Source organism: Vagococcus bubulae (assembly GCF_003950315.1).
Classification (GTDB): domain Bacteria; phylum Bacillota; class Bacilli; order Lactobacillales; family Vagococcaceae; genus Vagococcus; species Vagococcus bubulae.
This window is the reverse complement of the sequence record NZ_NGJT01000009.1, coordinates 1-25,838: the sequence shown is the minus strand read 5'-3', so window position 1 is coordinate 25,838 and position 25,838 is coordinate 1. Positions and strand designations below refer to the sequence as shown.

The window sequence follows — 25,838 nt, the reverse complement described above, 5'->3', positions numbered from 1 at the left end:
TCATTCTTCGTCTTTTTTTTGTTTTTCTTTAATGATGGTCTCTACTTTTTGAAGAAAGGTTAGATCAAGTGGAAATTTTACCATAATAATTGGTGTATCTGCGTAGAGTGACTGTTCACTCGTTTCATGAAAAGGAGTTAAGACAATATCTGTCTGCTCTTTTGAGTAAGATTCTTGATAGCTTATTTGATGATTGAAATATAAATTCAAATATTCTTTTATTTGCTTTTGATGCAGATAGTCAAATGCTGGCTCTATATGTATTGATAAGACTTTATATAAGTGTTTCGGATCAACAAAATAAAGAAAGCGAAAAAAATATTGTTGTAAAAGAATATTAAGTTGACTACTAGGGATAAAACCAGTGTCAATCAAATGTTTATTTATGACATCTGTAAATTTTGAGGTGATAAGTGGGTATTGTTCAAGATTATAATGAACCGTTACCCCATATTTATATTCAAATACTAGTTGATTAAATACCATTGTGACAAAACTAGTATAAAAAATATCTCGTTTCATTAATGAAATGTCTTCATCAGATAACGGACGAAATAACGGAAATAAGTCACAAAAGATTAAATCAGTTATCGTCATTAGTTCTAATTGATTGTCACTAAAAAAATTGTAGACCAGATTAGTATCTTGTTTTCTATTCAACTCTTCATCAAGTGTCATGATATAGAAAAAATAAGCGATTTCTTTTTGATTAAAAACATAATAGTGATGAAATAATTCTTCAACATAGGGATAGATAGGATGAGAAACTAGAAAACGATTGAATTTATCACTAATAATAATGAGTTGATTAAAACTAATTCGTTGCAAATGAATTAAAAAAATATTTAGAGTTTTTTCTTTTTTAACATCTGATATTTGAAAATTAGCTTTTTCTAAAAAATCATCAAAGTGTTGATTTAACTCCTCGTAATTTATCCCATCAAGTAAAAAATAAGTGTTTCGGCTGATCATCGTATCAAATAGAGCAATAAAATACCTGATTTTACGTTCATCCCCAACTAATTTTAAATGAACCAAGTCAATTCCATAAACATGGCAGGTTTCTCTAATTCGTTTGATATTTTTTCTAACAGTGGTTTCACTTAAAAAATGTACTTGGCAATAGTTGGTTACTGAGAGGATGTGTTGGTTAATGATGTCATTTAATAGAGTCATGGTTTGGCTACTTTGAACAACAAATTTTTTGAAATCTTCAAAGTCATTTGAGTAATCAGTAATTTTAATGCCTTTAATTTTTAGGTAATCAATAGAAAGTTGGTTATTTGTAGTTAAATCATATTCTTGTTTTATTTCTAAAATATCTTTTATATAATGTTGGACTGTTCTTTCAGAGATATTCAATTCTTTAGAAATATAGGATGTTTGTGTCCAATCATAATGATTATAAATGATGTTAATGACAGAAATAGTCATTTTTATTTTGGGTTCAAGTAATAAATCAATCAATGATTTCATTCCTTTCGAGAAAATAAATCAGACATACTAATAAACCAAGTATAATCCGTTTTATAAAAAAAGACAATTCGTATAAAAAGAGATTTTAGGTTAATAAAATCAAAGTTTTTTAGTTTTTTTTTCATTTTGTGTTCTAAGTTAAGTATGAATTACGCGATATACTATCGTTGCCATAAAGATAGTGGAGAAATTGATAACATGCTTTGACGCTTTATAATGCTATAGCATTTTTTATCTACTGTAAAGAAAAAAAGGTGCAATGACTCTATTGTTTTTGAAGTTTAGGAGAGAGGTTTTAAATCATGCAGAACACAAAAAAATTATCTTTATTCAGTTTTTTTGCCATGACGGCTTCGTTATTTATCACAGTCTATGAGTACCCAACGTTTGCTGAATCGGGGAAGACACTTATCTTCTTCTTATTAGTATGTGGTTTATTTTGGTTTTTACCAGTAGCCCTTTGTGCGGCAGAAATTGGTACTGTAGAGGCATTTGACGGAGGTGGGATTTTTGGATGGGTAGGTAAGACATTAGGAGAAAAATTTGGTTTTGCTGCCATTTTCTTCCAGTGGTTTCAAATCACAGTCGGATTTGTCACAATGAGTTACTTTATTATTGGTGCGTTATCATACGCATTGAAATTTCCAGAGATGAATGACAATAAGCTCATTAAATTTTTAGTGGTAGTTTTAATTTTTTGGTTATTAACATTTTTACAATTTAAAGGGACAAAAACCACGTCTCAAATTGCGAAAGCAGGTTTTGTGATAGGAATTATTATTCCTGTAACTGTCTTATTAATTTTTACTATTAAATATGTTGCTACAGGTCATGCTGTGACCCATTCTTTTTTAGATAAGTCATTTTTCCCTAATAAGCAGACATTTTCCTCTTTAGTAACCTTTATTTTAGCTTATGTTGGAGTGGAAGCATCCGCCTCACATATCAAATCACTTGATAACCCACAAAAGAATTATCCGTTGATGATGGTTTACTTAGTTATTACAGGAATTGTATTAAGTACCATTGGCGGAACGACTGTTTCAATGGTTGTTCCAGTTAAGCATCTATCTCTTAATAGTGGGGTCATTCAAGCGTTTGAAGTTCTAATTTTAAAAGGTCATCCAGAATTATCATGGTTAGTTGAAATACTTGCTATTATGTTGGCTTTTGGTGTTTTAGCACAAGTTAGTTCATGGATTGTCAGCCCAACTGAAGGGCTACGTTATGTAGCTGATCAAGGACTACTACCAAAAAATTGTCAAAAAATAAATAAAAATGGGGTGCCAACAACACTATTAATCATTCAAGGAGTGATTGTTACCATTTGGGCTGCCGTTTTAACTTTTGGTGGTGGAGGAAATGCCGTGTCATTTTTAACAGCCATCTCTTTAACAGTGGTAATTTATTTATGTGGCTATTTATTATTTTTTATTGGTTATTTTATTTTAATTTTTAAAAAATCAAATCAAGGGTTAAAAAGAGCCTATGAAGTACCAGGGGGAAAAAAAGTAAAAGCGTTATTAGCTGGATTAGGTATGTTGATGTCCTTATTAGCATTATTTTCTTCCTTTATAGCACCGAGTGAATTAAAAACAACAGAAGCAAAAACCTATCTCATCACCTTAGGCGTGAGCTCTATTATCACCGTGTTGTTGCCTTTTGTTTTTTATCAACTTTATGGAAAAAAACATTCCATGAATTTAACTAATGAAGAAAGAAAGTGATTAATTTGCAAATGATTAAACAGGAATTTAAACAGTTATTTCATAATAAATTATTGTTAATTTCTGTCATCGCGATTTGTTTCATTCCTATTTTGTATTCCAGTGTATTTGATAAGTCAGTTTGGGATCCTTATAACAGATCAAGTCATTTACCAGTTGCTGTCGTTAATGAAGATCAACCTGTCGAAATGCTAGGTCAAAGAATAGATGTTGGTAAAAGTGTGATAGATGAGTTAAAGCATAATAAACAACTTAAGTGGGAATTTGTTGATGCAAAAGAGGCAATGCAAGGAATGAAAGATTTGAAATATTATATGATTGTGACCATTCCAAAAGATTTTTCAAAAAATGCGGCCTCACTGTTAAAAACTAATCCCACACAAATGGAAATTCAATATACTACAAATGGTTCATTAAACTATATTGGATTAGATATGGCACAAATTGGGGCAAAAGAATTAGAAGCTAAAGTCAGGGAAAGTGTGACAGCAGCTTATGTGAAAACAGCCCTAGATGTTGGGAAACAAGGTAAGCAAGATTTAATCAAATTAACGAATGGCTCAAAAGAATTAGCAACAGGGAGTCAAACATTAGATAAAGGATTGGGTGAATACACAACAGGTGTTTCTTCTGCATCTAGTGGGTCTAACAAATTGACTAATGGTATAAATGAGCTTGCTTCAAGTGTATCACCATTAAAACAAGGTGTGTCAGAACTACAAAATGGTGCGACACAGTTGTCTAATGGATTAAATAAAGTAAATGATACATTACAACCACTTTATGGAAAACTAAGTGAAGTGGGAAGTGGTGTGAGTGATTTATTAAATGGGACAAAAGAATTAGAAAACAGTCTAAATAACATTGAAGGAAATTTATCTGGTTCTTCTGCCAAATTATTGAAAGAAGACTTAGAAAAAATAGATCAACAATTAAGATCTGTCTTAAATGATTCGAAAGAGTTAAATCAAATTTCTAGTGGGTCATCTGATTTAGCAAAAGATCTAGTCGATTTAGGTCAACAATTATCTGTATTTAGTCAAGTGATTGGCAAAATAAATCAAACTGTTTCAGATGATACCCAACAACTTGAACAGCTATTAGAATCTATCGTTAAAAATAATACTCAGATAAGTGATGAGGTAAAACAGCAACTTATCTCTCAAATTTCTGAGCAAGTAACAAGTTTTTCGACTCAATTAGTGAAGGACATACAATCCTCTTCAGGAGATATAGATAGTATTGTCAGTCAAGTTCAATCAGGATTAACTCAAGCTAGTCAGCAAGCAAATAGTTTATCTAACCAAGCCATAATGGTCAGTCAAGTGGCTAAGGGTATTTCTAATAATACTGGTGAAATAAAACAAACACTTAATGATGTGACTAGAGGGACAACAGACTTATTACAAAGTTTAGGAACAACGATTAAAACTAATAATCCTCAAGATACGTTAAAAGAAGTCGAAGACGGATTAGCTCAAGTCAATCAATTAGTTAATGAAGCTCCTGTTGCACTTAATGGAGTGAACCGTTTGTCAGTAGGTAGTGATCAATTAGCCGACGGATTAAATACGATGTCTGGTAAATTACCAGAGTTGGTATCAGGTGTGACACGGCTAGATAATGGATCCAATGAGTTAAGTCAAGGATTAACTAAATTGACAGATAACACCCCTAAATTAATGACTGGTGTTAGTCAATTAACAGTAGGTGCCACAACTATGGCGAATGCTCTTAATCAAGCAGATACCATTGTAAGTCGACTAAAATTTAATAACAAAAATGTCAATATGTTTGCAGCACCAACAGGATTAAAAAATATTGAATACAGTAAAGTAAAAAATTATGGGCAAGCCTTAGCACCATATATTATGTCATTAGCATTATTTGTTGGATGTATTGTCTTTAATTTTATTTTTCCAATTAGACGTGTTTCTATGGAAAATCAATCAAGTCGTGATTGGTGGTTAAGTAAAGTCGCAATGGGATTTGTTGTAGCAACAGCCATGGCGATTATTGAAGCAACGATTATGTTAACGTTAAAACTGCCTGTTGATCAGGTTGGAAAATTATATTTGGTTGGGATAGTTACGGCTTGGAGTTATATGTTCCTTATTATGTTCTTAGCCATGACGTTTGATAATCCAGGCCGATTTGTTGCGATGATTTTATTAGTGTTACAACTTGGTGGAGCTGGAGGAACATTCCCATTACCGTTACAGAATAGTTTCTTTAATGCTATCCATCCTTATTTACCAATGACTTATTCGGTTTACGGATTTAGAGAAGCCATTTCAAGAGGGATTGGGGCACCGATGTTTAATCGTAGCATTGTAACGTTATTATGTATTTTTATTTTCTTTGTTATCCTTTTAAGATTTTCAATGGATTATTTACAAAGAAACCATTTAGAAAATATCTCTGCTTTAAATGATAATCAAAAATTACAAGCATTAGAAAAATAATTATTGCCTAAATGAGATTGTTATCCCATTTACATATATATGAATGAAAATTAGGAGGTCTAGTTATGACTAGCGAAAAAAATCAATCAGTAGTACCAATATTTGGATCAAATGCATCAGAAGAAGCAGTAATGTTAGACAAAATGAGAATGGACCCAATCAATCCATCTATTGCTTATCGATTAATAAAAGATGAATTAATCAACGAAGGAAATGCTCGACAAAATTTAGCCACATTTTGTCAAACTTATATGGAACCTGAAGCAACAGCTATTATGGCTGAAACAATGGAAAAAAATGCCATTGATAAATCTGAATACCCACAAACAGCAGCGTTAGAACAAAAATGCGTGAAAATGATTGCTGATTTATGGCATGCACCTAATAGAGAGCAAGTAATGGGAACATCAACTGTTGGATCAAGTGAAGCCTGTATGCTTGGTGGGATGGCAATGAAATTTAGATGGCGTGACCGTGCTAAGAAAAATGGGTTAGATATTAATGCTAAACGACCAAATTTGGTTATTTCTTCAGCATATCAGGTGTGTTGGGAAAAATTCTGTGTTTATTGGGATATAGAAATGCGAGAAGTCCCAGTTGAGAGTGGTCATTTGAGTATTAATACGGACACTGTTATGGATTATGTTGATGAATATACCATTGGGATTGTTGGTATATTAGGAATAACTTATACAGGGAAATTTGATGACATAAAAAAACTAGACGAACTAGTAGAGGCATATAACCAAGAGCATCATCAAGAGTTAGTTATTCATGTGGATGCTGCAAGTGGCGGATTATTTGTCCCATTTGTAGAGCCAGATTTATTATGGGATTTTAAATTAAAAAATGTTGTGTCTATTAATTCATCTGGTCATAAATATGGGTTAGTTTATCCAGGTGTTGGTTGGGTATTGTGGAAAGATAAAGAGTATCTGCCAAAAGAGTTAGTATTTGAAGTAAGTTATTTAGGCAGTGTAATGCCAACAATGGCGATTAATTTTTCAAGAAGTGCAAGTCAAATTATCGGACAATATTATAATTTTTATCGCTTTGGGTTTAATGGATACAAAGAAATCCATGAGCGAACAAAAAAAGTAGCTATGTCTTTAGCAAAAACAGTTGAAGACACTGGACTTTTTAAAATGTTTAATACTGGTGAAAATTTACCAATCGTCTGCTTCACATTAAAAGAGGATGCCAATGTAGAATGGTCACTATATGATTTGTCTGATCGTTTGCAAATGAGAGGTTGGCAAGTTCCTTCTTATCCATTCCCTAAAGATATGCAAGATACCATTGTTCAACGTTTTGTGTGTCGTGCGGATATGGGACAAAACATGGCAAATGCTTTTGCTAAAGATTTTAATGCCGCGATAAAAGAATTAAATCAAGCGAGAATTTTATGTCATGAAGCACCTATCGAAACAACAGTGAAACCTGAGCATTAATCAGGTAATGAATAAATTGTGAAATTGTATTTCATAATGTATCGAAAAAACAGAAAATATTATTCATAAATTAGATAAAATTAAAAAATATAATACTTATAGTAAATTAATTAAATAACTAATTCTTATTAGACATTAGTTAAATTCAGGAGGAACAATCATGAAAAAAACAGCATTATTAAGTATCACTGTCGGAGCAACATTATTATTACTTTTAGGTGGATGTGGTTCTAAAGAAGAAGTAAAAGGAACCGTTGAAGCAGGGACAGTCTCTTCTACAACAGAAAAATTAAAAGACGGTGAAAAAGTCGATGTTGAAAGTGTTAGCTTAAAAGATGATGGCTCATTTAAAGAAATCATAAAAGGGGACAATGATCCTAAAGTTAAATTAGAAGCAAAATATGATACTGATTGGCAAGATAAAAGTTGGGAAAATGTTGATTTTAAAATCGATAAAGTGAAAATTGTTGAAGTAGACAAATACAAAGATAAAGAAAACAATGAATACAAAGGTTTAATGTCTATGGACTTCACTTTGAAAAATGATGGAAAAGAAGATGTTAGCATCCATCCAAGTGACGCTGTTCTAGTATTAAAAGATGGCACAGAAATTACTGGAAAACACTTCAGAGATTATTGGGAAGATGTTTTTGCTAAAGACAAACAAAAAGATGGTCATGTTTACTTCGCTTTTGATAAATTAGATCAAGCTGACCAAGTAAAAGAAATTAAATTAACTTTTGATGGACATAAAAAAGGTGACGATAGTGATAAAGTGGAACACACTTATGATGTTAAATTACCTTTAGAATTACAAAAATAATCAAACAGGAGTGATAACAAATGACAGATTTTGCTAAAAAAGAAGAAAAAGCTATTAATAAGATTTCTGATGTATTATGCAATCTTGATGAAACACTAGCTAAAATTAATGATGAAATGGAAAAAGGACATGAAAAATCAGTGAAATGCTGGTTTGAAGAAAAGAAAGCCATTCATGACATTAAAAAGATTTTACATGAAATTGATAAATACGATAACTATAACGAAAAAGAATTAGACAATCTTGTTGATGAATGGGATTAAAAAATAAATGACAGTTTAGTCGACATCTTTTTTAAATGAATAGACATTGGGCGGAGTAATGAAAATTATTCCGCTTAATTTGTACCTTTTACTTTCACTGGATCTGTCGCTTTTTTAACTGTCATAAGATATAGGAGCTATTGAAATATGGAAACAGATTTATTTATGTTATTAGATGCAAATAGTCGAAATATTTTATCTATTTTTTCAATCATATCAGAAAAAAATGAATGGTATAGCATACATGAGATTAGTGAAAAATTGAATGTTGTGGAAAGAACCATCCAACGCTATGTGATTCAATTAAAAGATTGTATTGAGCAGTTTAATAAAGAAGAAAAAGAAGAAGACAGATTGTATTTAAGTTATGAAAAATATAGAGGCGTCTATCTAGAAACACCTAAAGGTCAAGGATTGAATCGATTTAAACAATTAGTGTTAGAACAAGATGAAACTTTTATGATGTTAAAACAAATATTTTTTGAAGAGTTTCAATCAGTGACCAAGTATTCGATGGATCATTTTATCAGTGAGAGTAAGGTCAGAAAAGGGATTAAAAAAATTCGTCAGTATTTGAAAAGGTATCATTTGTCCTTATCCAATATTAGTTTCAGGATAGTGGGAGAAGAAAAACAAATTCGATTGTTGACCTATTATTTAACATGGTATGGTTTTAAGGGAAATGACTGGCCCTTTAAACAAGTAAGTCAATCAAAGGTTTATGAAGTAGTCGATGGTTTGAATCAATCATTAGAGATGCACTTGACTCAAACACAAAGAAAGCAACTAGCTTATATGTTAGCTATCAATCTATTTAGGTTAGGTAAAAATCATGTAATTAAATTTGAATCTGAATGGAAAGACTATGTCAATATTACTCAAATTTTAAATCAAGCGCCCTTTTTAGAAATTCTTTTTTTAAAAAGGCAACAAGCATTAACAGCTGAAATTTATTTTTATCTATTATTAATTCAACTCAGAATGAATATCTATCAATGTGATAACTTAACAAGACAAGTGTTAGATTATCATAAAAAAAATAACTCAGATGTATTTCTTGTAACCCATTCATTGGTTAGTACATTTCATCAAGAACTACTGCCTATTCCTAAAAATTATTATGATTCTTTTTTTCTAACAACGTTTTGTACCCATTTATTTTGTAAATTATTTCATCATGTATCTTTGACAATCGATGGTCGTTATATGTTGGATGATACACAGGAAAAATACACAGTGCTATATTCAGAGCTACATCGCTTAGTAGATAAGGTCTATAATCAAACCAATGATTCTATTTTTTTACAGAAGCGTTTTTTAGTTCAAAAATACATGCTATTATTTTCTATGATTAAACCATTGACCTATTTTGAGCCGACCATTTGTATTTTATTAGAAAGTGATTTGCCATATTTAACGAAAGAGCTATTAGAAAGAGATATGACATATCGCTATTCTGGTCAATATCATATTGAATTTATTGATACATATGATGGGAAAGAAGTGGATATTGTCTTAACAAATGTATCAAATATTTTTAATCGTAATGACTCCATGTCACCAATGATTCAATATTTTGATTTTCCTTTAACGATAAGAGATTATGAAGAATTAGACAGGCTAATCAAAAGGACGTATCAGTGTAAATATCTGAAAGTTGATTAGAAAAAGAGGTTAATTTTTTAAATAACAGATGAAAAAAGACTTAGTTTCATTAAAAAATAATAAGTTGTGAAATTTTTGTTAAATTTTTTATTGTTAAAATAGCAAATTTAGGGTATTATTTTCTAAGTATGTTAGTAATTTAACAAAGAAAAAGGGGATTAGATTTATGAAGAATAAACTATTCAAGTCATTAACTATTAGTTTTGCAACTTTAATGATGTTATCTGGTTGTGGGGGACAAAAAACTGCAGAGAAAACATCTCAAAGTTCATCAACAAAAGCAAGTACATCAGATGTAACTTCTGGTGCGTCAGAACAAAAATATACTGACCCGAAAGAGTTAAAAGATGAGTACGATATCATTATTGTTGGTGCTGGTGGAGCAGGGATGTCAGCGGCTTTACAAGCTAAAGAAGATGGTAAAAATCCAGTTATTTTAGAAAAAATGCCAGTAGCTGGTGGGAACACAATGAAAGCTTCAAGTGGGATGAATGCTTCAGAAACAAAATATCAAAAAGAAGCTGGTATTACAGATTCAAATGATAAATTCTATGAAGAAACACTTAAAGGTGGACATGGGACAAACGATAAAGAATTATTACGTTACTATGTTGATCATTCAGCAAGTGCCATTGATTGGTTAGACTCAATGGGAATTAAATTAAACAACTTGACTATCACTGGTGGGATGAGTGAAAAAAGAACTCATAGACCTGAGGATGGCTCAGCAGTTGGTGAATACTTAGTTCATGGATTATTAAATAATATTCATGAAAAAGAAATTCCAATTTTTGTTAACGCTGATGTAACGGAGATTTTAGAAAATGATTCAAAAGTTGATGGCGTTAAAGTAACAGTTGAAGGCAAAGAAAAAGAAGTGCATGGTAAAGCCGTTGTTGTGACAACAGGTGGATATGGAGCTAATCCAGAAATGCTAGAAAAAGAAAAACCTGAACTTAAAGGGTATGTCACAACAAACCAAGAAGGTAGTACTGGTGATGGTATTCGTATGATTGAAAAACTTGGCGGACAAACGGTTGATATGGATCAAATCCAAATTCACCCAACTGTTCAACAAGACAAAGGAGTACTGATTGGTGAAGCTGTTCGTGGTGAAGGTGGTATTTTAGTTAGCCAAGAAGGCAAACGATTCACAAACGAGATGGGCACACGTGATAACGTATCGGCTGCTATTACTGCGTTACCTGAAAAATCAGCTTACTTAATTTTTGATGCTGGAGTGAAAGAAAGAGTTAAAGCAATTAATTTCTATGAAAAACAAGGATTTGTAAAATCTGCTGATTCAATTGAGGCATTAGCTAAAGAAATTGATATGGATGGTAAAACACTTGATACAACTGTGGCTGATTGGAACAAAGCAGTAGAAGCTAAATCTGATTCAGAATTTTCTCGTGAAACAGGTATGGATAATCCTTTAAACAAAGGACCTTTCTACGCTATTAAAATCGCACCAGGTATCCATTATACAATGGGTGGTGTGAAAATTAATGATAAAACAGAAGTGTTAAATAAAGACAATCAACCAATTACTGGATTGTATGCTGCCGGAGAAGTAACAGGTGGGCTACATGGAAGTAATCGTATTGGTGGAAATTCAGTTGGTGATATCATTGTATTTGGTCGCCAAGCTGGAGAACAATCAGCAAAATTTGTTAAATAATTAGTTCTTTAAGAGTCTCGATAAACGAGGCTCTTTTTTTATCTAGGTAGTTCGTAAAATGATTGTTTTGTATAACAAATGATACACAAAAGATATTTTAGTTTTTTATAAACGATACACTAGTATACAATATGGTTAGTGTATCGTTTATAGGAGGTAACAAATGAAACGGATTGACCAAGTGTATAATTATGTTGTGGATCAAACAAAAGAACTTTCTCCCACTGATTTGACAGGTGAGTCTGGTGTCACAACAAAAGAAGTTGCTGATTTTTTAAAAATTCAGCGTAGTAATGCTAGTAAAGATCTAAATACATTAGTAAGAGAAGGTATTGTGGAAAAATTAGATGGTAGACCAGTCAGATATGTTGTCAAATCGATTTTTCAACATGAACCTTTATCAAAATATGTTCCAAGTTATCAAGAAGAAACGCTGGTGACTAAACAGACAACTACTCGTCCAGTTTTTTCAGAAGATATTTTTAAGCGAATTATTGGTATTAACGGCAGTATGAAAAATGCCATTATGCAAGCAAAAGCAGCTATTTTATACCCACCCAATGGACTGAATTGTTTAATTACAGGACCAACAGGATCAGGAAAAACCTACTTTGCTCACACGATGTTTCAATATGCTAAACAACAACAGGTATTAGATGAGAACAAAGAATTAGTGGTGTTTAATTGTGCTGACTATGCGAGTAATCCAGAATTACTAATGAGTCATTTATTCGGTCACATAAAAGGTGCTTTTACAGGAGCAGACGAAGAAAAAGATGGTTTGATGAGTCTAGCAAATGATGGGTATTTATTTTTAGACGAGATTCACCGTTTACCACCTGAGGGGCAAGAGATGATTTTTTATTTTATGGATAATGGAAAATATTCCAAATTAGGTGAGTCGACTAAGACAAGAGAAGCGAATGTCCGTATCATCTGTGCCACAACAGAGGATCCTAACTCAGCTCTATTGAATACATTTGTCAGGCGAATTCCTATTACTATTAAACTGCCAACCTTTAAGGAAAGAAGTGCAAAAGAAAAAGTTGAATTAGTAAAAAATATGATGATTATTGAAGCACAACGTATTAATCGACGCATTATTTTAACGGAAGATGTAATAAAAGCATTAATCGGAAGTGTGTCATATGGAAATGTGGGGCAATTGAAATCGAATGTTCAACTTGTTACGGCACAGTCTTTTTTAAAACATATGGACCAACAGGATGTTACGATTACGATGGATGAGTTAAATGATGGAATAAAAGAAGGGCTCGTACACTTAGCCAGTGATCGACATACAATGGCTGAGTTGACACAATTATTAGAATCAAAAATGACGATTTCACCTAATGAATCATTTGATACGTATGAAGGAGATAGTTATGAGTTACCTTATAACTTATATGAAATTATTGGTGATAAAGCGGCATTATTAAAAGAAGATGGGTTTAACCAAGAAGCCATCAATCATTTTATTACAACAGATATTAACGTTCACTTGAAATCATTTTACCGTAATCATGGCTTTAATTTTGATTCAGAAAATAAATTAGGAGAAATTATTGATAGTAAAGTCATTAAAACAACACGTATGTTGTATCAGTATGCTGTGGAGCATGCAGGATATAAATTTGAACAAAACTTTTTATATGCAATCGGCCTTCACATTAGCTCTTTTTTAAATCGTTATAAAGAGGGCATTCAAATAGAAACTGGGAATGACGAGAATATCATAAAAATGATTGAAACCTACCCGAATGAACATCGTGTGGCAAAAGTGTTTAAACAAATTATTGAAGAGGAACATCAAGTTATTTTGCCACAGTCTGAAATCAATTACTTAACTGTTTTGCTAATTTCTTTAAATGAATCAGTGAAAGACGGAAGAATTGGGATTGTTGTGGCAGCACACGGAAGAAGTACGGCATCGAGTATGGTAGAAGTTGTGAGTCAACTATTAAAAGTAAACAACATTCGTGCCGTAGATATGCCCCTTGATATGACCCCGACTGAAGCATTGGATAAAGTGATTCATGAAGTAAGCGAAGTGGATGAAGGAAGTGGTGTATTATTATTAGTTGATATGGGATCGCTAACAACTTTTACAGAGGATATAAAAGAAAAAACTGCTATTAATGTTAAAATTATTGATATGGTGACAACAGCATTGGTGTTAGAAGCAGGCCGAAAAGCGAGTTTACTGGAGGGAGATTTGTCAGATTTATATCAATCATTGAGTCATTTTCATGGGTATCACGCAAAAGATTTGTCTGATGAGAGTGATACAACAGATAAGCCAAAAGCGATACTAGCCATTTGTGCTTCAGGACAAGGAACAGCTCAGCGAATGAAGGAATTAATTAATGATTATCTCACTTTATATATGGAAGAAGATATTGAAGTGTTGACGATGTCGATTATGGATTTAGATGTTAAATTGCCATTAATACAGGAAAAATATCATTTATTAGCCAGTACAGGAATAAAAAACCCTAATTTATCTGTTCCATTTATCACAATGGATCAGTTGTTTTCTAAAGAGGGTCCATCTTTTATCGGAAATATTGTATCAAATATACCTGCTCCCAATACAAATTTTACTTTAAATGAAGAAACAGCTAAAAAAACCTGTGTAGATTATATTAATGACTACTACACATTTATTAATGCAACAAAATTAATTGAGCCATTATGGCAGATTTGTCAAAAGATTGATATGGATATTTTATCAAGTAGAAAAGATTATTCTTTTTATATTTCTTTAACCATGCATTTATCTGGGATGGTTGAACGAATATTAAGAGATGATACACTATCAGCTACTCAATCGGAATTAAATGCATTAAAACAAACAGTTTACTTAGAGTCATTAAACAATAGTTTAAATTTATTAGAACAGTTATTTCAATTAGACATTCCAAGCGATGAGTTAGTCTATATTGTAAATATTATAGAAAATCAATTGAGTTTATAGTATAGATACACTAAAGATACACTTTGAAAAGTGTATCTTTTTTTGTTTTATTAATTGATTTAACAGTGTTTTTAAAAATTGGCATGCATCTTGCTTAAATGATTCATAGAATGTTTAAAATGAAGAAAAGGAGGCATCATATGGATATTCGATTGGTTCGTATTGATGACAGATTGATTCATGGACAGGTTGCTACAGTCTGGACAAAACATTCAAAAATAAATCGTATTCTTGTTGTTAGTGATGATGTAGCACAGGATGCTCTTAGAAAAACACTGCTCATTCAAGCAGCACCACCCAATATTGTTGTCAATGTAATTCCCGTAAAAAAAATGATAGAAGTCTATCATGACCCACGATTTAACGACTCTATTAAAGCAATGCTATTATTTACGAATCCTTCAGACGTTAAAAAAGTGGTAGAAGCTGGTGTGAAAATTGACACACTCAATGTTGGTGGAATGAGTTATCAAACAGGTAAACACATGATAACAAACGCTGTGGCAATAGATGACAAAGATGAGGAAGCCTTTGTTTTTTTAAGTAATCAAGGAATAGCTATTGATATAAGAAAAGTTGTTTCGGATAGTCCTGTTGATTTGATTCATTTATTAAAAAAGAATCACTTAAAAACTGACAAAAAGAAAACGATATAAAATAGGAGGTCACAAATATGGTTGGAATTATTTTAGCAAGTCATGGTGAGTTTGCTAAAGGAATCTTGCAATCTGGTTCAATGATTTTTGGTGAACAAGAAAATGTTAAAGCCGTTACATTGATGCCTAGTGAAGGTCCAGATGATGTTAAAAGAAAAATTATTGAAGCGATTGACACATTTGATCAGCAAGAGGAAGTCCTTTTCTTAGTTGATTTATGGGGAGGTACACCATTTAATCAAGCAAATACATTATTTGAAGAACATAAGGATAATTGGGCAATTGTTAGTGGATTAAACTTACCAATGTTAATTGAAGCATATGCGATGAGATTATCAGAAACGAGCGCTCATAAAATCGCGTCTCAAATTGTGACAACAGGAAAAGATGGGATTAAAGTTCGCCCAGAAGCGCTTGAACCACAAGATGAGAAAAAAGAGGAAGAAGCACAACCAGAAGCTCACATGGGGTCAATCCCACCAGGAACAGTTATTGGTGATGGAAAAATTAAATTTGTGTTGGCACGTATTGATTCACGTTTATTACATGGTCAGGTGGCAACTGCTTGGACTAAGGCGACTAATCCAACACGCATCATTGTGGTATCTGATTCAGTAGCGAAAGACGATTTGCGTAAAAAATTAATCGAACAAGCAGCACCACCAGGAGTAAAAGCAAATGTTATTCCGGTTAAAAAAATGATAGAAATTGCAAAAGATCCTCGTTTTGGTGGAACACGTGCGTTACTATTGTTTGAAAATCCGGAAGATGTTGTTCGCGTGATTGATGGCGGTGTGAAGATTGATGAAGTAAACGTTGGTTCACTTGCTCACTCTGTGGGAAAAGTTGTGGTGAATAAAGTTCTTTCTATGGGACAAGAAGACGTTAAAGCCTTCGAACAATTAAAAGCTGATGGTGTTAAATTTGATGTACGTAAAGTACCAAATGATTCACGAGCTAACATGGATGAGTTGGTTAAAAAAGCAAAAACTGATTTAGGAAAATAAAACATTATTATAGGAGGGATATCATGTCTGTTATATCAGTCATTTTAGTTATTATTGTTGCCTTTTTCGCAGGTATGGAAGGTATTTTAGATGAGTTTCAATTTCATCAACCATTGATTGCATGTACATTAATTGGATTAGTTACAGGTCACTTGGAAGCAGGGATTCTTTTAGGAGGATCACTTCAAATGATCGCTCTAGGTTGGGCAAATATTGGAGCAGCAGTAGCACCAGATGCGGCACTTGCTTCAGTAGCATCTGCAATTATTTTAGTTAAAGCATTAGGAGCTCAATCAATTTCTGTTAAAGATGCGGTATCATCATCAATCGCAGTCGCTATTCCATTAGCAGTTGCAGGATTATTCTTAACAATGATTGTTCGTACATTAGCTGTACCAATCGTTCATATGATGGATAAAGCAGCTGAAGAAGGAAATATGGGTAAAATTGAACGTTTACACATTATGGCTGTATGTATGCAAGGGATTCGTATTGCCATTCCAGCTGCAGCACTTTTATTTATTCCAGCTGAAACAGTGCAACACTTTTTAGAATCAATGCCAGCTTGGTTAACTGAAGGTATGGCAATTGGTGGGGGAATGGTTGTAGCGGTAGGTTATGCCATGGTTATTAACATGATGGCAACAAAAGAAGTATGGCCATTCTTTGCAATGGGATTTGTCATTGCGGCAGTTTCTGATATTACATTAATGGGCTTAGGGGCATTAGGTGTCGCATTTGCCTTAATTTACATTAACTTATCTAAAATGGGTGGTTCTTCATCTTCAGGTGGAGGAAGTAACACAGGTGACCCATTAGGCGATATTTTAAACGATTACTAATTTAGGAGGAAAGAAAAAATGGCAGAAAAGATAGAACTATCAAAAAAAGATCGCTTGACTGTTGCTTGGCGTTCAACATTTATCCAAGGTTCTTGGAACTATGAACGTATGCAAAATGGTGGTTGGGCATTCTCAATGATTCCAGCAATCAAAAAATTATACAAAACAAAAGAAGAACAATCAGACGCATTAAAACGTCACTTAGAATTCTTTAACACACATCCATATATTGCTTCTCCTATTTTAGGTGTAACATTGGCGTTAGAAGAAGAACGAGCTAATGGATCTGAAATTGATGACGTGGCAATTCAAGGGGTTAAAGTTGGGATGATGGGACCTCTAGCTGGTGTTGGAGACCCAGTTTTCTGGTTTACATTACGTCCAATGCTTGGAGCTCTTGGAGCATCTCTTGCATTAGGTGGGAGTATTCTTGGTCCAATTATTTTCTTTGTGGCTTGGAACTTAATTCGTTGGGGATTTATGTGGTACACACAAGAATTTGGTTACCGTGCTGGATCAAAAATTACAGATGATTTATCAGGTGGTTTATTACAAGATGTTACAAAAGGCGCTTCTATTTTAGGGATGTTTGTTTTAGCAGCATTGGTAGAACGTTGGGTATCAATAGACTTTAAACCAGTTGTTTCCAAAGTACCTCTTGATAAAGGAGCTTTTGTTGACTGGGCAAATCTACCAAGTGGTATGGCAGGTGTTAGACAAGCCTTTGAAGAAGTCGCACAAGGTAGAGCGTTAAGTGATGTTAAAGTGACAACATTACAAAATAACTTGGATCAATTAATTCCAGGTTTAGCACCATTATTATTAACATTCTTCTGTATGTGGTTACTTAAGAAAAAAGTGAGCCCAATTGTTATCATCATCGGTTTATTCGTTGTTGGTATCTTAGGTCACGTGATTGGGTTACTATAAAAATAAGTTTTAAGAGGTCTTGTACAGGCCTCTTTTTTTAAATAGTAGCTATTTTTTGATATAGTGTTAAAAGAAAAGTGAAAAGTAAAGGAAGTGGCTAGATGGTTCAGTCTCTTAATACAAAAATCGATTTAGTGATAGATGCAACAGCATTTACTGGTTTGACAGATTACGGAGAAATTATGATAGGTGATAAGGGGTTTGAATTTTATCATGGACGTGATCCAAGGAAATTTATTCAAATACCTTGGGAAGAGGTAGATTATGTGGTTGCGTCTGTGATGTTTAAAGGGAAATGGATACCAAGGTATGCCATCCAAACTAAAAAAAATGGGACGTATACTTTTTCTTCTAAAAAACCCAAAGTGGTCTTACGTGCTGTAAGAGAGTATGTTGATCCAGAAAGAATGGTGCACTCACTAGGGTTTATGGATGTTGTTAAACGAGGAATTAGTGCAAAATTTAGTAAGAATAAATAAAAGTATGGACCAACTTTGGCCCATACTTTTTATATAATTGGCATCTTGATCCGCTTTTCATAAGCATCTAACCAGTCTTGTGTGATTGGTTCAATAGAGGTTGTTTTTTCTTTCGTCATATTGGCAAGATAGATTTGTGGTTCCTCTGAAGTTGTTGCGACAGAAAACGTAAATTCCACATTGGTTGCCACACCCCATTCGCTTTTGTTATTCATTGCAATGAGTGACATCGCACCACATTTTCCGTAACGTTTGGTTAGTTTGTCATGAAATGAGTAAACGGTCTTATCGCAAGCTTCTTGAGGGGATAAACCTTCTGCCATACATCGGACGATTTCATAGGATAAAATACCTTTCATTAAATCTTCACCTAAACCTGTTGCAGCTGCACCACCGATGTCACTATCAACATAAAAACCAGAACCAGATAATGGAGAGTCCCCTACGCGACCAGGCTGTTTCATAAATAATCCAGAGCTAGACGTCCCAGCACTCATGCTACCAAATGAGTCTAAACTGATGGCACCAATTGTGTCATGTCCATCATAGGGATTAAGGTGATGATGATTGATTTCTTCTAAACGACGTTCCCATATTTTTTTGGCCCGATTGGTTAACATGTTTTTTCGTTCAAACCCATTTAACATGGCGTATTTTGTCGCGCCTTGCCCAACAAGAAAGCTATTAAATTTCTCTTTACTAAGCTTCCTAGCAACTGAAATAGGGTGTGAGACATCTGTAATCCCTGCAACTGCACCGATTTGAAGCGTGTCACCATTCATAAAAGCCGCGTCCATTTCTAAAACACCTTCCATATTTGGCAAGCCGCCATAGCCAACGGATTTATAGTAGGGGTAATCTTCCACTGTTTTAATGATTTTTTCGACAGCATCTTGAGACGTTCCCTCTTGTCCTAGTAATTCCATTGATGAAACAATTCCGTCATGAGCCATTCTCCATGTTGCAATACTTCCAAAAGTCATTTTTCTCACCTCTTTATATTTTTAACTACCTAATTTTGCTAAAAGTAACCCATAAATGTTTAAATTCATCATTAAATCGTTTTGTGTCATATACTCATCTTTATTATGGGCAATTCCTTTTTGTCCTGGAAAAGACGGTCCAAAAGCAATGATGTTTGGCATGGTTCGAGCATAAGTAGCTCCTGTTGTGGTTACTGGAGTTCCGTCTAATTGTGTAACAGTTTCATAAATATCTGTCATATCATCAATCATTTTATGGTGTTTATCAAACACAACAGAAGGCATTCTTTTGTTTATAGAAATAGTAGAAGAAACAGGGATGTGTTTTTCTAATTCTGTCAAAATATCTTCTTCTGTGACACTAATTGGATAACGTATCGAAATAGAGAGTTCAACAGAGTGATGATTGAATTCAATATTAGTAGGAGTTAATGACAGTTTTCCTGAATCTTTATCCGAATAGTCAATGCCTAGGGACTTACCATGATGATCATCATGTAACAATTTAAGCCAGTTAAAGTAATCAGCTAATTCACCAACTAGTTTGTTTTCTACTTGAATAGGTAAAAGAGTCACAGCGTTTATCCCTAATTCAGGAGCATTACTTGGTGAACGTTGACCTATAACATGAAATGTTTCTCCGTTTATTAAAGTGAGGTGAATATCATCAGGAACAGCCCCACGTTCAAAATTTTTCGACATATGCTGGATTTGATTGATTGAGTTGTCAGTAATAGGTGTACTAATCGTTAAGACAATAATTCCACGTTCACCATAGACAGCAGGATATTTACAGTCGGGTGTATAACCATACATTGGAGGAACTTCTTTTTCAAGGTACATAGGAATGTCATGTTAACCACTCTCCTCATCCGTACCAAAGATAATACGGATGGTTTTCGTTAATGGAAAATTCATCCTTTTTAAAGCAGCTAAAGCATATAAATTTGCTAGAATAGGGCCTTTATTATCTAAAACGCCTCTACCATAAAAAATACCATCTTTTAATGTTAAATCAAACGGAGGATAGGTCCAGCCAGATCCAGCCGGCACAACATCAAGGTGACCAACAATGCCAATATAATGTTCGTTGTCATCACCTAATTGAGCATAACCAACTGCGTCATTAATGATAGCTGTTTTAAATCCCAATTCTTTGGCTAACTTTAAAGTTTCTGTTAACGTTTTTTTAGGCCCTGTCCCAAAAGGTGCGTTTATTTTTTTTTTTCCTTTAACACTTTCAATTGCAATGATTTTCTTTAAACCTTGGATAAATTCATCTTCAATATGAGAAAGTGACAAAATAATATCTGAATCGTTCATTTATCATTTACCTTCTTTTTATTTTTATTATAAACATAAGAAACGTTAAATGAAACTATTATCTTGTTAATGATACTTTTATGTGAAAAATATGAATTTATTATTTAAAAATTGCATATACATGTGAAGTTTTCGGTAATTTTAAATAACAAAATACGCTATTTTCATGAAGTTTCATTTAAAGATGATTAATTGTCAATTTTTACCTATTGTTAGGTAAAGTTTGATATGGAAGGTTTTTTAAAAAAGAGATATAGTATGAACATAGCCAAGAAATAAAACGCACCAAAAATTTAATAACAAAAAATAACAGGGGGTAGGAGCTATGAAAAAAATAGGATATGTTTATGCTTCTAGTGAGGAAAATTATGTAAGAGAGCAAATCGATGGGTTAAATAGTTTAAATATTGAAACAGTATCGATTGAGAAAGAAACAAATGAGGAAATTTCACAAAGTGATACAGTATTAACTGATATCGTGGCAAGTTTAGAGTCAGGTGATCAATTAGTTGTTTATGAATTAAGATGTTTAGGTAAATCAGTTATCCAATTAGCTGAATTTTTAGGTCAATTAAAAGAAAAAGGTATTGGATTAGTAGTAGTTAAAAAAGGTGAAGCATACAGTGACATTGATGATGCAGCATACTTAGAAATGGTTTTAAAAATCGCTGAAATGGAAAAAATGATTATTAGAGAACGAACAACTAAAGGATTACAAGAAGCACGTCGTAAGGGTCGTGTAGGCGGACGTCCAAAAATTTCTCAAGAAACAATCGACCAAATCAGATTCTTATATAACAATAATAGATATACATTAAGACAAATTGCAGAGGAATGTAACATTTCTTTGGGAACAGCTTATAAATACGTACAAGAAAGATAAAACAAAAAGACTAGTAAATGACATCCAAATCATTTACTAGTCTTTCTTTGTTTATTTTAATTGTGAGAAGTCGTTAAAGTATTGTTTATAAGATAGGTAACTGGCAATCATGGTTGAAAAACCAGTTGTCGCAATTAACATAAACATCACAACGATTTGGTATCTGATGGCAGTTGTTGGATCAATACCAGCAAACATTAACCCAGACATCATACCAGGTAAACTGACTAAACCAACCGTTTTGGCACGATCGATACTTGGTGACATTGCAGATTTAATACTTTCTCTTACGATAGGTAAGGTTGACTGTTTTTTTGTTGCCCCTAATGCGAGTTTTTCTTGCACTTGTTGACGTTGATCTTCAAACTTAGTTGACATTGTACGATAGCCAACCCCGACGGCAGTCATCGCATTACTGGCAATCATCCCAGTTATTGGAACAATTTGTGAGGGTGTCCATTTCAAAGTTCCGGATACAAATAGAATAACCAGTGATAAAATTGTACCAAAACCAATTGAAATCAGAGAAATTTGAAATGCTTTATCCAAATGGTTTGCACGTTTTCCAGCATGATGTGCGGCATTTAAAATAATGAAAGCAACCATTACTAGAGTTAAAATCATATTATCAAGTTGGAAAACAAACCCTAAGACATATCCAATGATGAATAATTGAATCACTGTTCGAATGGCAGAAATAAAAATGTCTTTCCCTAGCCCTAGTTTTTCCTTATAGTCAATAACTAAAGCGACAACAATTAATAAGCTTGCTAATAATAGCGATGTATTTGAAATATTTAAGTCAGTCATATTATTTTTCCTCCAATTTTCCGTCAATAATGGTAATTTGACGTGTCCCTAAGCTAAATTCATTACTATCATGTGTCACCCAAAGAATCGTTTTTCCTTTTAACTCATTTAAAATAAATTGTTGGATAATGTTTTTATTTTCGTCATCTAAAGCACTAGTGACTTCATCTAATAACAAAACGTCTGGTTCAAAAATGAGATTTCTAACAAACGCAACACGTTGTTTTTCCCCACCAGATAAATCAATAATCTTTTTATTTAAGTAAGATTCATTAAGTTTGAATGTCTCTAACAGTTTTGTTACTCTAGATTTGTCGAATTCTTGACGTCGAATATCAAATGGAAATATCAGATTATCCATAACAGTGTCACCAAAGAGAGTAGGTTGTTGGAAAAAATAAGATACTTCCTTCCTATAATCAGTAATGTTTTCTTTGTCAATTTCTTTATTTTTATAAAGTAATTTTCCAGAAGTAGGTGTAATCATCGATGCTAGCACTTTTAGTAAGGTACTCTTACCACTTCCAGATGGACCGCTAATAGTGATGAAATCTCCTGAGTTGATTGATAAATTAATGTTGTTTAGAATCGTTTGATTTTGCGGTTTAAAAAAAACATTTTCTAAATTGAATAATGAATGCATAAGTAATCTCCTTTTTTCTATTAATATATCTATAGTATATCATTATAATAATTATTATTTAATATTAATGCTTAAGTGATAATTACTTTGTTTGCTAGAGATTCATTTACTTTATATTGAAATCATGTGGCTTATAGAGTAGGATATCAAAGAAGGAATAAAAAACGAGCGGGGGATATTAATGACGGCAGCAGAAGGTAGACCGATTGTCATAGGTGTGACTGGTGGGTCTGGAAGTGGTAAAACAAGTGTAAGTCGCGCGATATTAAAGGCATTACCAAATCACTCAATTTTATTGTTTGAACAAGATTCTTATTATAAAGATCAAAGTCATCTATCATTTGAAGAAAGATTAAATACAAATTATGATCATCCATTTGCATTTGATACTGATTTATTGATTGAGCATTTACAAGATTTAATGGAATATAAAGCCATTGAAAAACCTGTCTATGATTATGAAGCACATACTCGTAGTAAAGAAGTGATTTATCAAGAGCCAAAAGAAGTGATTATATTAGAAGGTATCCTGATACTAGAAGATGAACGATTGAGAAATTTGATGGATATTAAAGTATATGTAGATACGGAAGATGATATTCGGATTATCCGTCGTATCAAAAGGGATATGCATGATCGAGGACGTTCATTGGATTCTGTCATTGGACAGTATTTAAGTGTAGTTAAACCAATGCATCAACAGTTTATAGAACCAACAAAAAAATATGCGGATATTATTGTGCCAGAAGGTGGCAAAAATCAAGTTGCAATAGACTTGTTAACAACTAAAGTAAGAAGTATACTTGAAAAATAACAAATGAGGAGGAATTAAAAATGACAACATTTCCACAATTAGATTTAGAAAATGCTAAAGTAACAGCAACAATTAAAACAAATCGAGGTGACATTAAAGTTGCTCTATTCCCTGAACAAGCACCAAAAACTGTAAAAAACTTTATTGAATTAAGTAAAAAAGGTTACTACAATGGTATCATTTTCCATCGTGTTATTCCTGATTTCATGATTCAAGGAGGAGATCCAACTGGAACAGGTATGGGTGGAGAAAGTATTTATGGTGAAAAATTTGAAGATGAGTTCTCTAAAGATGTATTCAATTTAAGAGGCGCTTTATCTATGGCCAATGCTGGACCAAATACAAATGGTAGCCAATTCTTTATTGTTCAAAATAAAAATGTTCCATCTAACATGCTATCTCAATTAGAAGGTGCTGGATTCCCAGAAGAAATCATCGAAGCATATAATAATGGTGGAACACCATGGTTAGACTTTAGACATACAGTATTTGGTCATGTCATTGAAGGCATGGATGTTGTGGATGAAATTGCTAGTGTCAGTCGTGATTCACAAGATAGACCAATGCATGATGTAACAATCGACGAAGTTTTAATAGAAGAATAAGATGTTTTTGTCACTTGCCTATTTGGGTGAGTGGCTTTTTCTTTTTATATTGTAAAGAGTAGTGAATAGTTTAAGATGTTTATGTTAAAATGATGACTATAAGAAAATTTATTTTAGGAGATTTTAGAACATGACATTAAAAATTGGAGACATATTGACAGGTGAAATAACAGGGATTCAGCCTTATGGGGCATTTGTGTCTCTTGGAGATAATCAACAAGGTTTGATTCATGTATCAGAAGTTAAACATGGATTTATTAAGAATATTGAAGATGAGTTATCAGTTGATCAGAAAGTGAAAGTTCAAATTATTGATATTGATGAGTATACCAAGAAAATCAGTTTATCATTAAGAGTCTTTCAAGATGCGCCACCTATTTTGTATAAAAAGAAAAAATATTTTACAAATAGATATAAGAATATAGGTTTTGAAAGCATTGATAAGAATTTATCACATTGGGTTGATGAGTTTTTAGATGATATTACGGAAAATAACTGATATATTTCTGAAAATATGTTATAATTGCATTTGTCGATTTATTATAACTATTAAATAAGAGGTGTGTAATATTGGAACAGTCTAGAGTAGCTGGGACAGTCATTCTTAATCAACAAGATGGTCATAAAAAATTTTTAGTACAAAAAGATCAAGAAACAGTTAGTTTTATTCAAACAACTATTGATACCAATTATACAAGTTTAGCTTGCATATTAGATAAGTTGACTCAATCAGTTGGCTTGGATTCTGATGCAATGGATTTAGTCGAATTAACTAATATCAATATTGAAGATGAAAAATTACCACTTTTTGTATTTAGTTTAGATGAAGAGAATATTGAAACCAGTGCATTGAATTCAGAGTTTTTGTGGGAAGAACCTTCTACTTTGCGTATGGTATTACAACATTTTAACGTAAGTGGTGTGCCTTTTTTAAATTAGTTGTTGACAAAAGTATTCACAGGATGTAATATATAGAAGTTGTCACAACGACGTTATTTAATTAAAAAATAATTTTTGAAATAATGTTGACAAATAACTAACAACTTGATATGATATAAAAGTTGTTACGGAAACAAAGTTTAGACCTTTGAAAACTGAACAAAGTAAGACGAACCAAATGTGTAGGGCGTTTCTACTATGTAGAAACAAACCATATTTAGTGAATACAATTCGCTAGCAAGTTTTAAAACAAATGAGCTAAACATCGTAAGATGTTATCAACTTTTTATTGAGAGTTTGATCCTGGCTCAGGACGAACGCTGGCGGCGTGCCTAATACATGCAAGTCGAACGCATTTCTTTTCATCGGAGCTTGCTCCACCGAAAAGAAATGAGT

22 protein-coding genes and 1 pseudogene are annotated in these 25,838 nt (G+C 32.8%); 18 read left to right on the top strand and 5 right to left on the bottom strand.

Annotation, left to right across the window (positions count from 1 at the left end):
* Positions 1-1,467, bottom strand: a complete 1,467-nt coding sequence (locus tag CBF36_RS06240; protein ID WP_165865397.1) for a helix-turn-helix domain-containing protein — start codon at positions 1,465-1,467, stop codon at positions 1-3.
* Between the two features lie 311 nt (positions 1,468-1,778).
* Here CBF36_RS06240 and CBF36_RS06235 point away from each other — a divergent pair, with 311 nt between their 5' ends.
* From CBF36_RS06235 to CBF36_RS06175, 13 genes are all read left to right on the top strand, one after another.
* Positions 1,779-3,203 (top strand): amino acid permease, encoded by a 1,425-nt coding sequence (locus CBF36_RS06235; protein ID WP_125957555.1) that lies wholly within the window; start codon positions 1,779-1,781, stop codon positions 3,201-3,203.
* Positions 3,200-5,668: a YhgE/Pip domain-containing protein gene (locus CBF36_RS06230; protein ID WP_125957554.1), complete on the top strand. Its 2,469-nt coding sequence runs from the start codon at positions 3,200-3,202 to the stop codon at positions 5,666-5,668. The genes CBF36_RS06235 and CBF36_RS06230 overlap by 4 nt, the downstream gene beginning before the upstream one ends.
* 65 nt (positions 5,669-5,733) lie before the next feature.
* A complete protein-coding gene (gene gad / locus CBF36_RS06225; protein WP_125957552.1) occupies positions 5,734-7,119 on the top strand; it encodes a glutamate decarboxylase in 1,386 nt (461 codons plus the stop codon).
* A gap of 160 nt (positions 7,120-7,279) precedes the next feature.
* The gene (locus tag CBF36_RS06220) at positions 7,280-7,942 is read left to right on the top strand and encodes a hypothetical protein (RefSeq protein WP_125957551.1); all 663 of its coding nucleotides are present in this window, start codon (positions 7,280-7,282) and stop codon (positions 7,940-7,942) included.
* 20 nt (positions 7,943-7,962) lie between these two features.
* Positions 7,963-8,205, top strand: a complete 243-nt coding sequence (locus tag CBF36_RS06215; protein WP_125957549.1) for a hypothetical protein — start codon at positions 7,963-7,965, stop codon at positions 8,203-8,205.
* A gap of 147 nt (positions 8,206-8,352) precedes the next feature.
* Entirely contained in the window at positions 8,353-9,870 is a 1,518-nt protein-coding gene (locus CBF36_RS06210; RefSeq protein WP_125957548.1) for an AcpB/EbpR/MafR family transcriptional regulator, read from the top strand.
* A 166-nt stretch (positions 9,871-10,036) separates the two neighbouring features.
* Positions 10,037-11,551, top strand: coding sequence for a flavocytochrome c (locus CBF36_RS06205; RefSeq protein WP_125957546.1), 1,515 nt, complete (start codon positions 10,037-10,039; stop codon positions 11,549-11,551).
* Between the two features lie 163 nt (positions 11,552-11,714).
* Entirely contained in the window at positions 11,715-14,528 is a 2,814-nt protein-coding gene (locus tag CBF36_RS06200; RefSeq protein ID WP_125957545.1) for a sigma-54-dependent transcriptional regulator, read from the top strand.
* A gap of 140 nt (positions 14,529-14,668) precedes the next feature.
* Complete coding sequence (locus CBF36_RS06195; protein ID WP_125957543.1) at positions 14,669-15,184, top strand: mannose/fructose/sorbose PTS transporter subunit IIB; 516 nt, start codon at positions 14,669-14,671, stop codon at positions 15,182-15,184.
* A gap of 17 nt (positions 15,185-15,201) precedes the next feature.
* On the top strand, positions 15,202-16,191 hold the full coding sequence (locus CBF36_RS06190) for a mannose/fructose/sorbose PTS transporter subunit IIA (RefSeq protein ID WP_125957541.1): 990 nt from the start codon (positions 15,202-15,204) through the stop codon (positions 16,189-16,191).
* Between the two features lie 23 nt (positions 16,192-16,214).
* A complete protein-coding gene (locus CBF36_RS06185; RefSeq protein WP_125957540.1) occupies positions 16,215-17,033 on the top strand; it encodes a PTS mannose/fructose/sorbose transporter subunit IIC in 819 nt (272 codons plus the stop codon).
* Between the two features lie 18 nt (positions 17,034-17,051).
* Positions 17,052-17,963 (top strand): PTS system mannose/fructose/sorbose family transporter subunit IID, encoded by a 912-nt coding sequence (locus CBF36_RS06180; protein ID WP_125957538.1) that lies wholly within the window; start codon positions 17,052-17,054, stop codon positions 17,961-17,963.
* Between the two features lie 101 nt (positions 17,964-18,064).
* Positions 18,065-18,442 (top strand): DUF956 family protein, encoded by a 378-nt coding sequence (locus CBF36_RS06175; protein ID WP_125957537.1) that lies wholly within the window; start codon positions 18,065-18,067, stop codon positions 18,440-18,442.
* A gap of 29 nt (positions 18,443-18,471) precedes the next feature.
* Here the strand turns inward: CBF36_RS06175 and CBF36_RS06170 are convergent, their stop codons facing one another.
* Positions 18,472-19,425 (bottom strand): glycosylasparaginase, encoded by a 954-nt coding sequence (locus CBF36_RS06170; protein ID WP_125957535.1) that lies wholly within the window; start codon positions 19,423-19,425, stop codon positions 18,472-18,474.
* 21 nt (positions 19,426-19,446) lie between these two features.
* Positions 19,447-20,748: pseudogene (locus CBF36_RS06165) on the bottom strand (Sapep family Mn(2+)-dependent dipeptidase).
* A gap of 325 nt (positions 20,749-21,073) precedes the next feature.
* Between CBF36_RS06165 and CBF36_RS06160 the strand changes: the two are divergent.
* On the top strand, positions 21,074-21,631 hold the full coding sequence (locus CBF36_RS06160) for a recombinase family protein (protein WP_117972750.1): 558 nt from the start codon (positions 21,074-21,076) through the stop codon (positions 21,629-21,631).
* Between the two features lie 51 nt (positions 21,632-21,682).
* Here CBF36_RS06160 and CBF36_RS06155 read toward each other — a convergent pair whose 3' ends face one another.
* Complete coding sequence (locus CBF36_RS06155; RefSeq protein ID WP_125957533.1) at positions 21,683-22,441, bottom strand: ABC transporter permease; 759 nt, start codon at positions 22,439-22,441, stop codon at positions 21,683-21,685.
* Position 22,442: 1 nt separating this feature from the next.
* Positions 22,443-23,084: an ABC transporter ATP-binding protein gene (locus tag CBF36_RS06150; RefSeq protein ID WP_125957532.1), complete on the bottom strand. Its 642-nt coding sequence runs from the start codon at positions 23,082-23,084 to the stop codon at positions 22,443-22,445.
* 181 nt (positions 23,085-23,265) lie between these two features.
* On the opposite strand from CBF36_RS06150, the gene udk reads away from it, so the two are divergent.
* The 4 genes from udk to CBF36_RS06130 all read left to right on the top strand — a co-directional run bounded on the left by udk (position 23,266) and on the right by CBF36_RS06130 (position 25,442).
* Positions 23,266-23,898 carry a uridine kinase gene (gene udk / locus CBF36_RS06145; protein WP_125957531.1) on the top strand — a complete coding sequence of 211 codons (633 nt, stop codon included), beginning with the start codon at positions 23,266-23,268 and terminating at the stop codon, positions 23,896-23,898.
* Positions 23,899-23,918: 20 nt separating this feature from the next.
* Positions 23,919-24,503, top strand: a complete 585-nt coding sequence (locus CBF36_RS06140) for a peptidylprolyl isomerase (protein WP_125957530.1) — start codon at positions 23,919-23,921, stop codon at positions 24,501-24,503.
* A gap of 130 nt (positions 24,504-24,633) precedes the next feature.
* Entirely contained in the window at positions 24,634-25,002 is a 369-nt protein-coding gene (locus CBF36_RS06135) for a CvfD/Ygs/GSP13 family RNA-binding post-transcriptional regulator (RefSeq protein ID WP_125957529.1), read from the top strand.
* Between the two features lie 71 nt (positions 25,003-25,073).
* Complete coding sequence (locus CBF36_RS06130; protein WP_125957527.1) at positions 25,074-25,442, top strand: hypothetical protein; 369 nt, start codon at positions 25,074-25,076, stop codon at positions 25,440-25,442.
* The last annotated feature ends 396 nt before the right edge of the window (positions 25,443-25,838 follow it).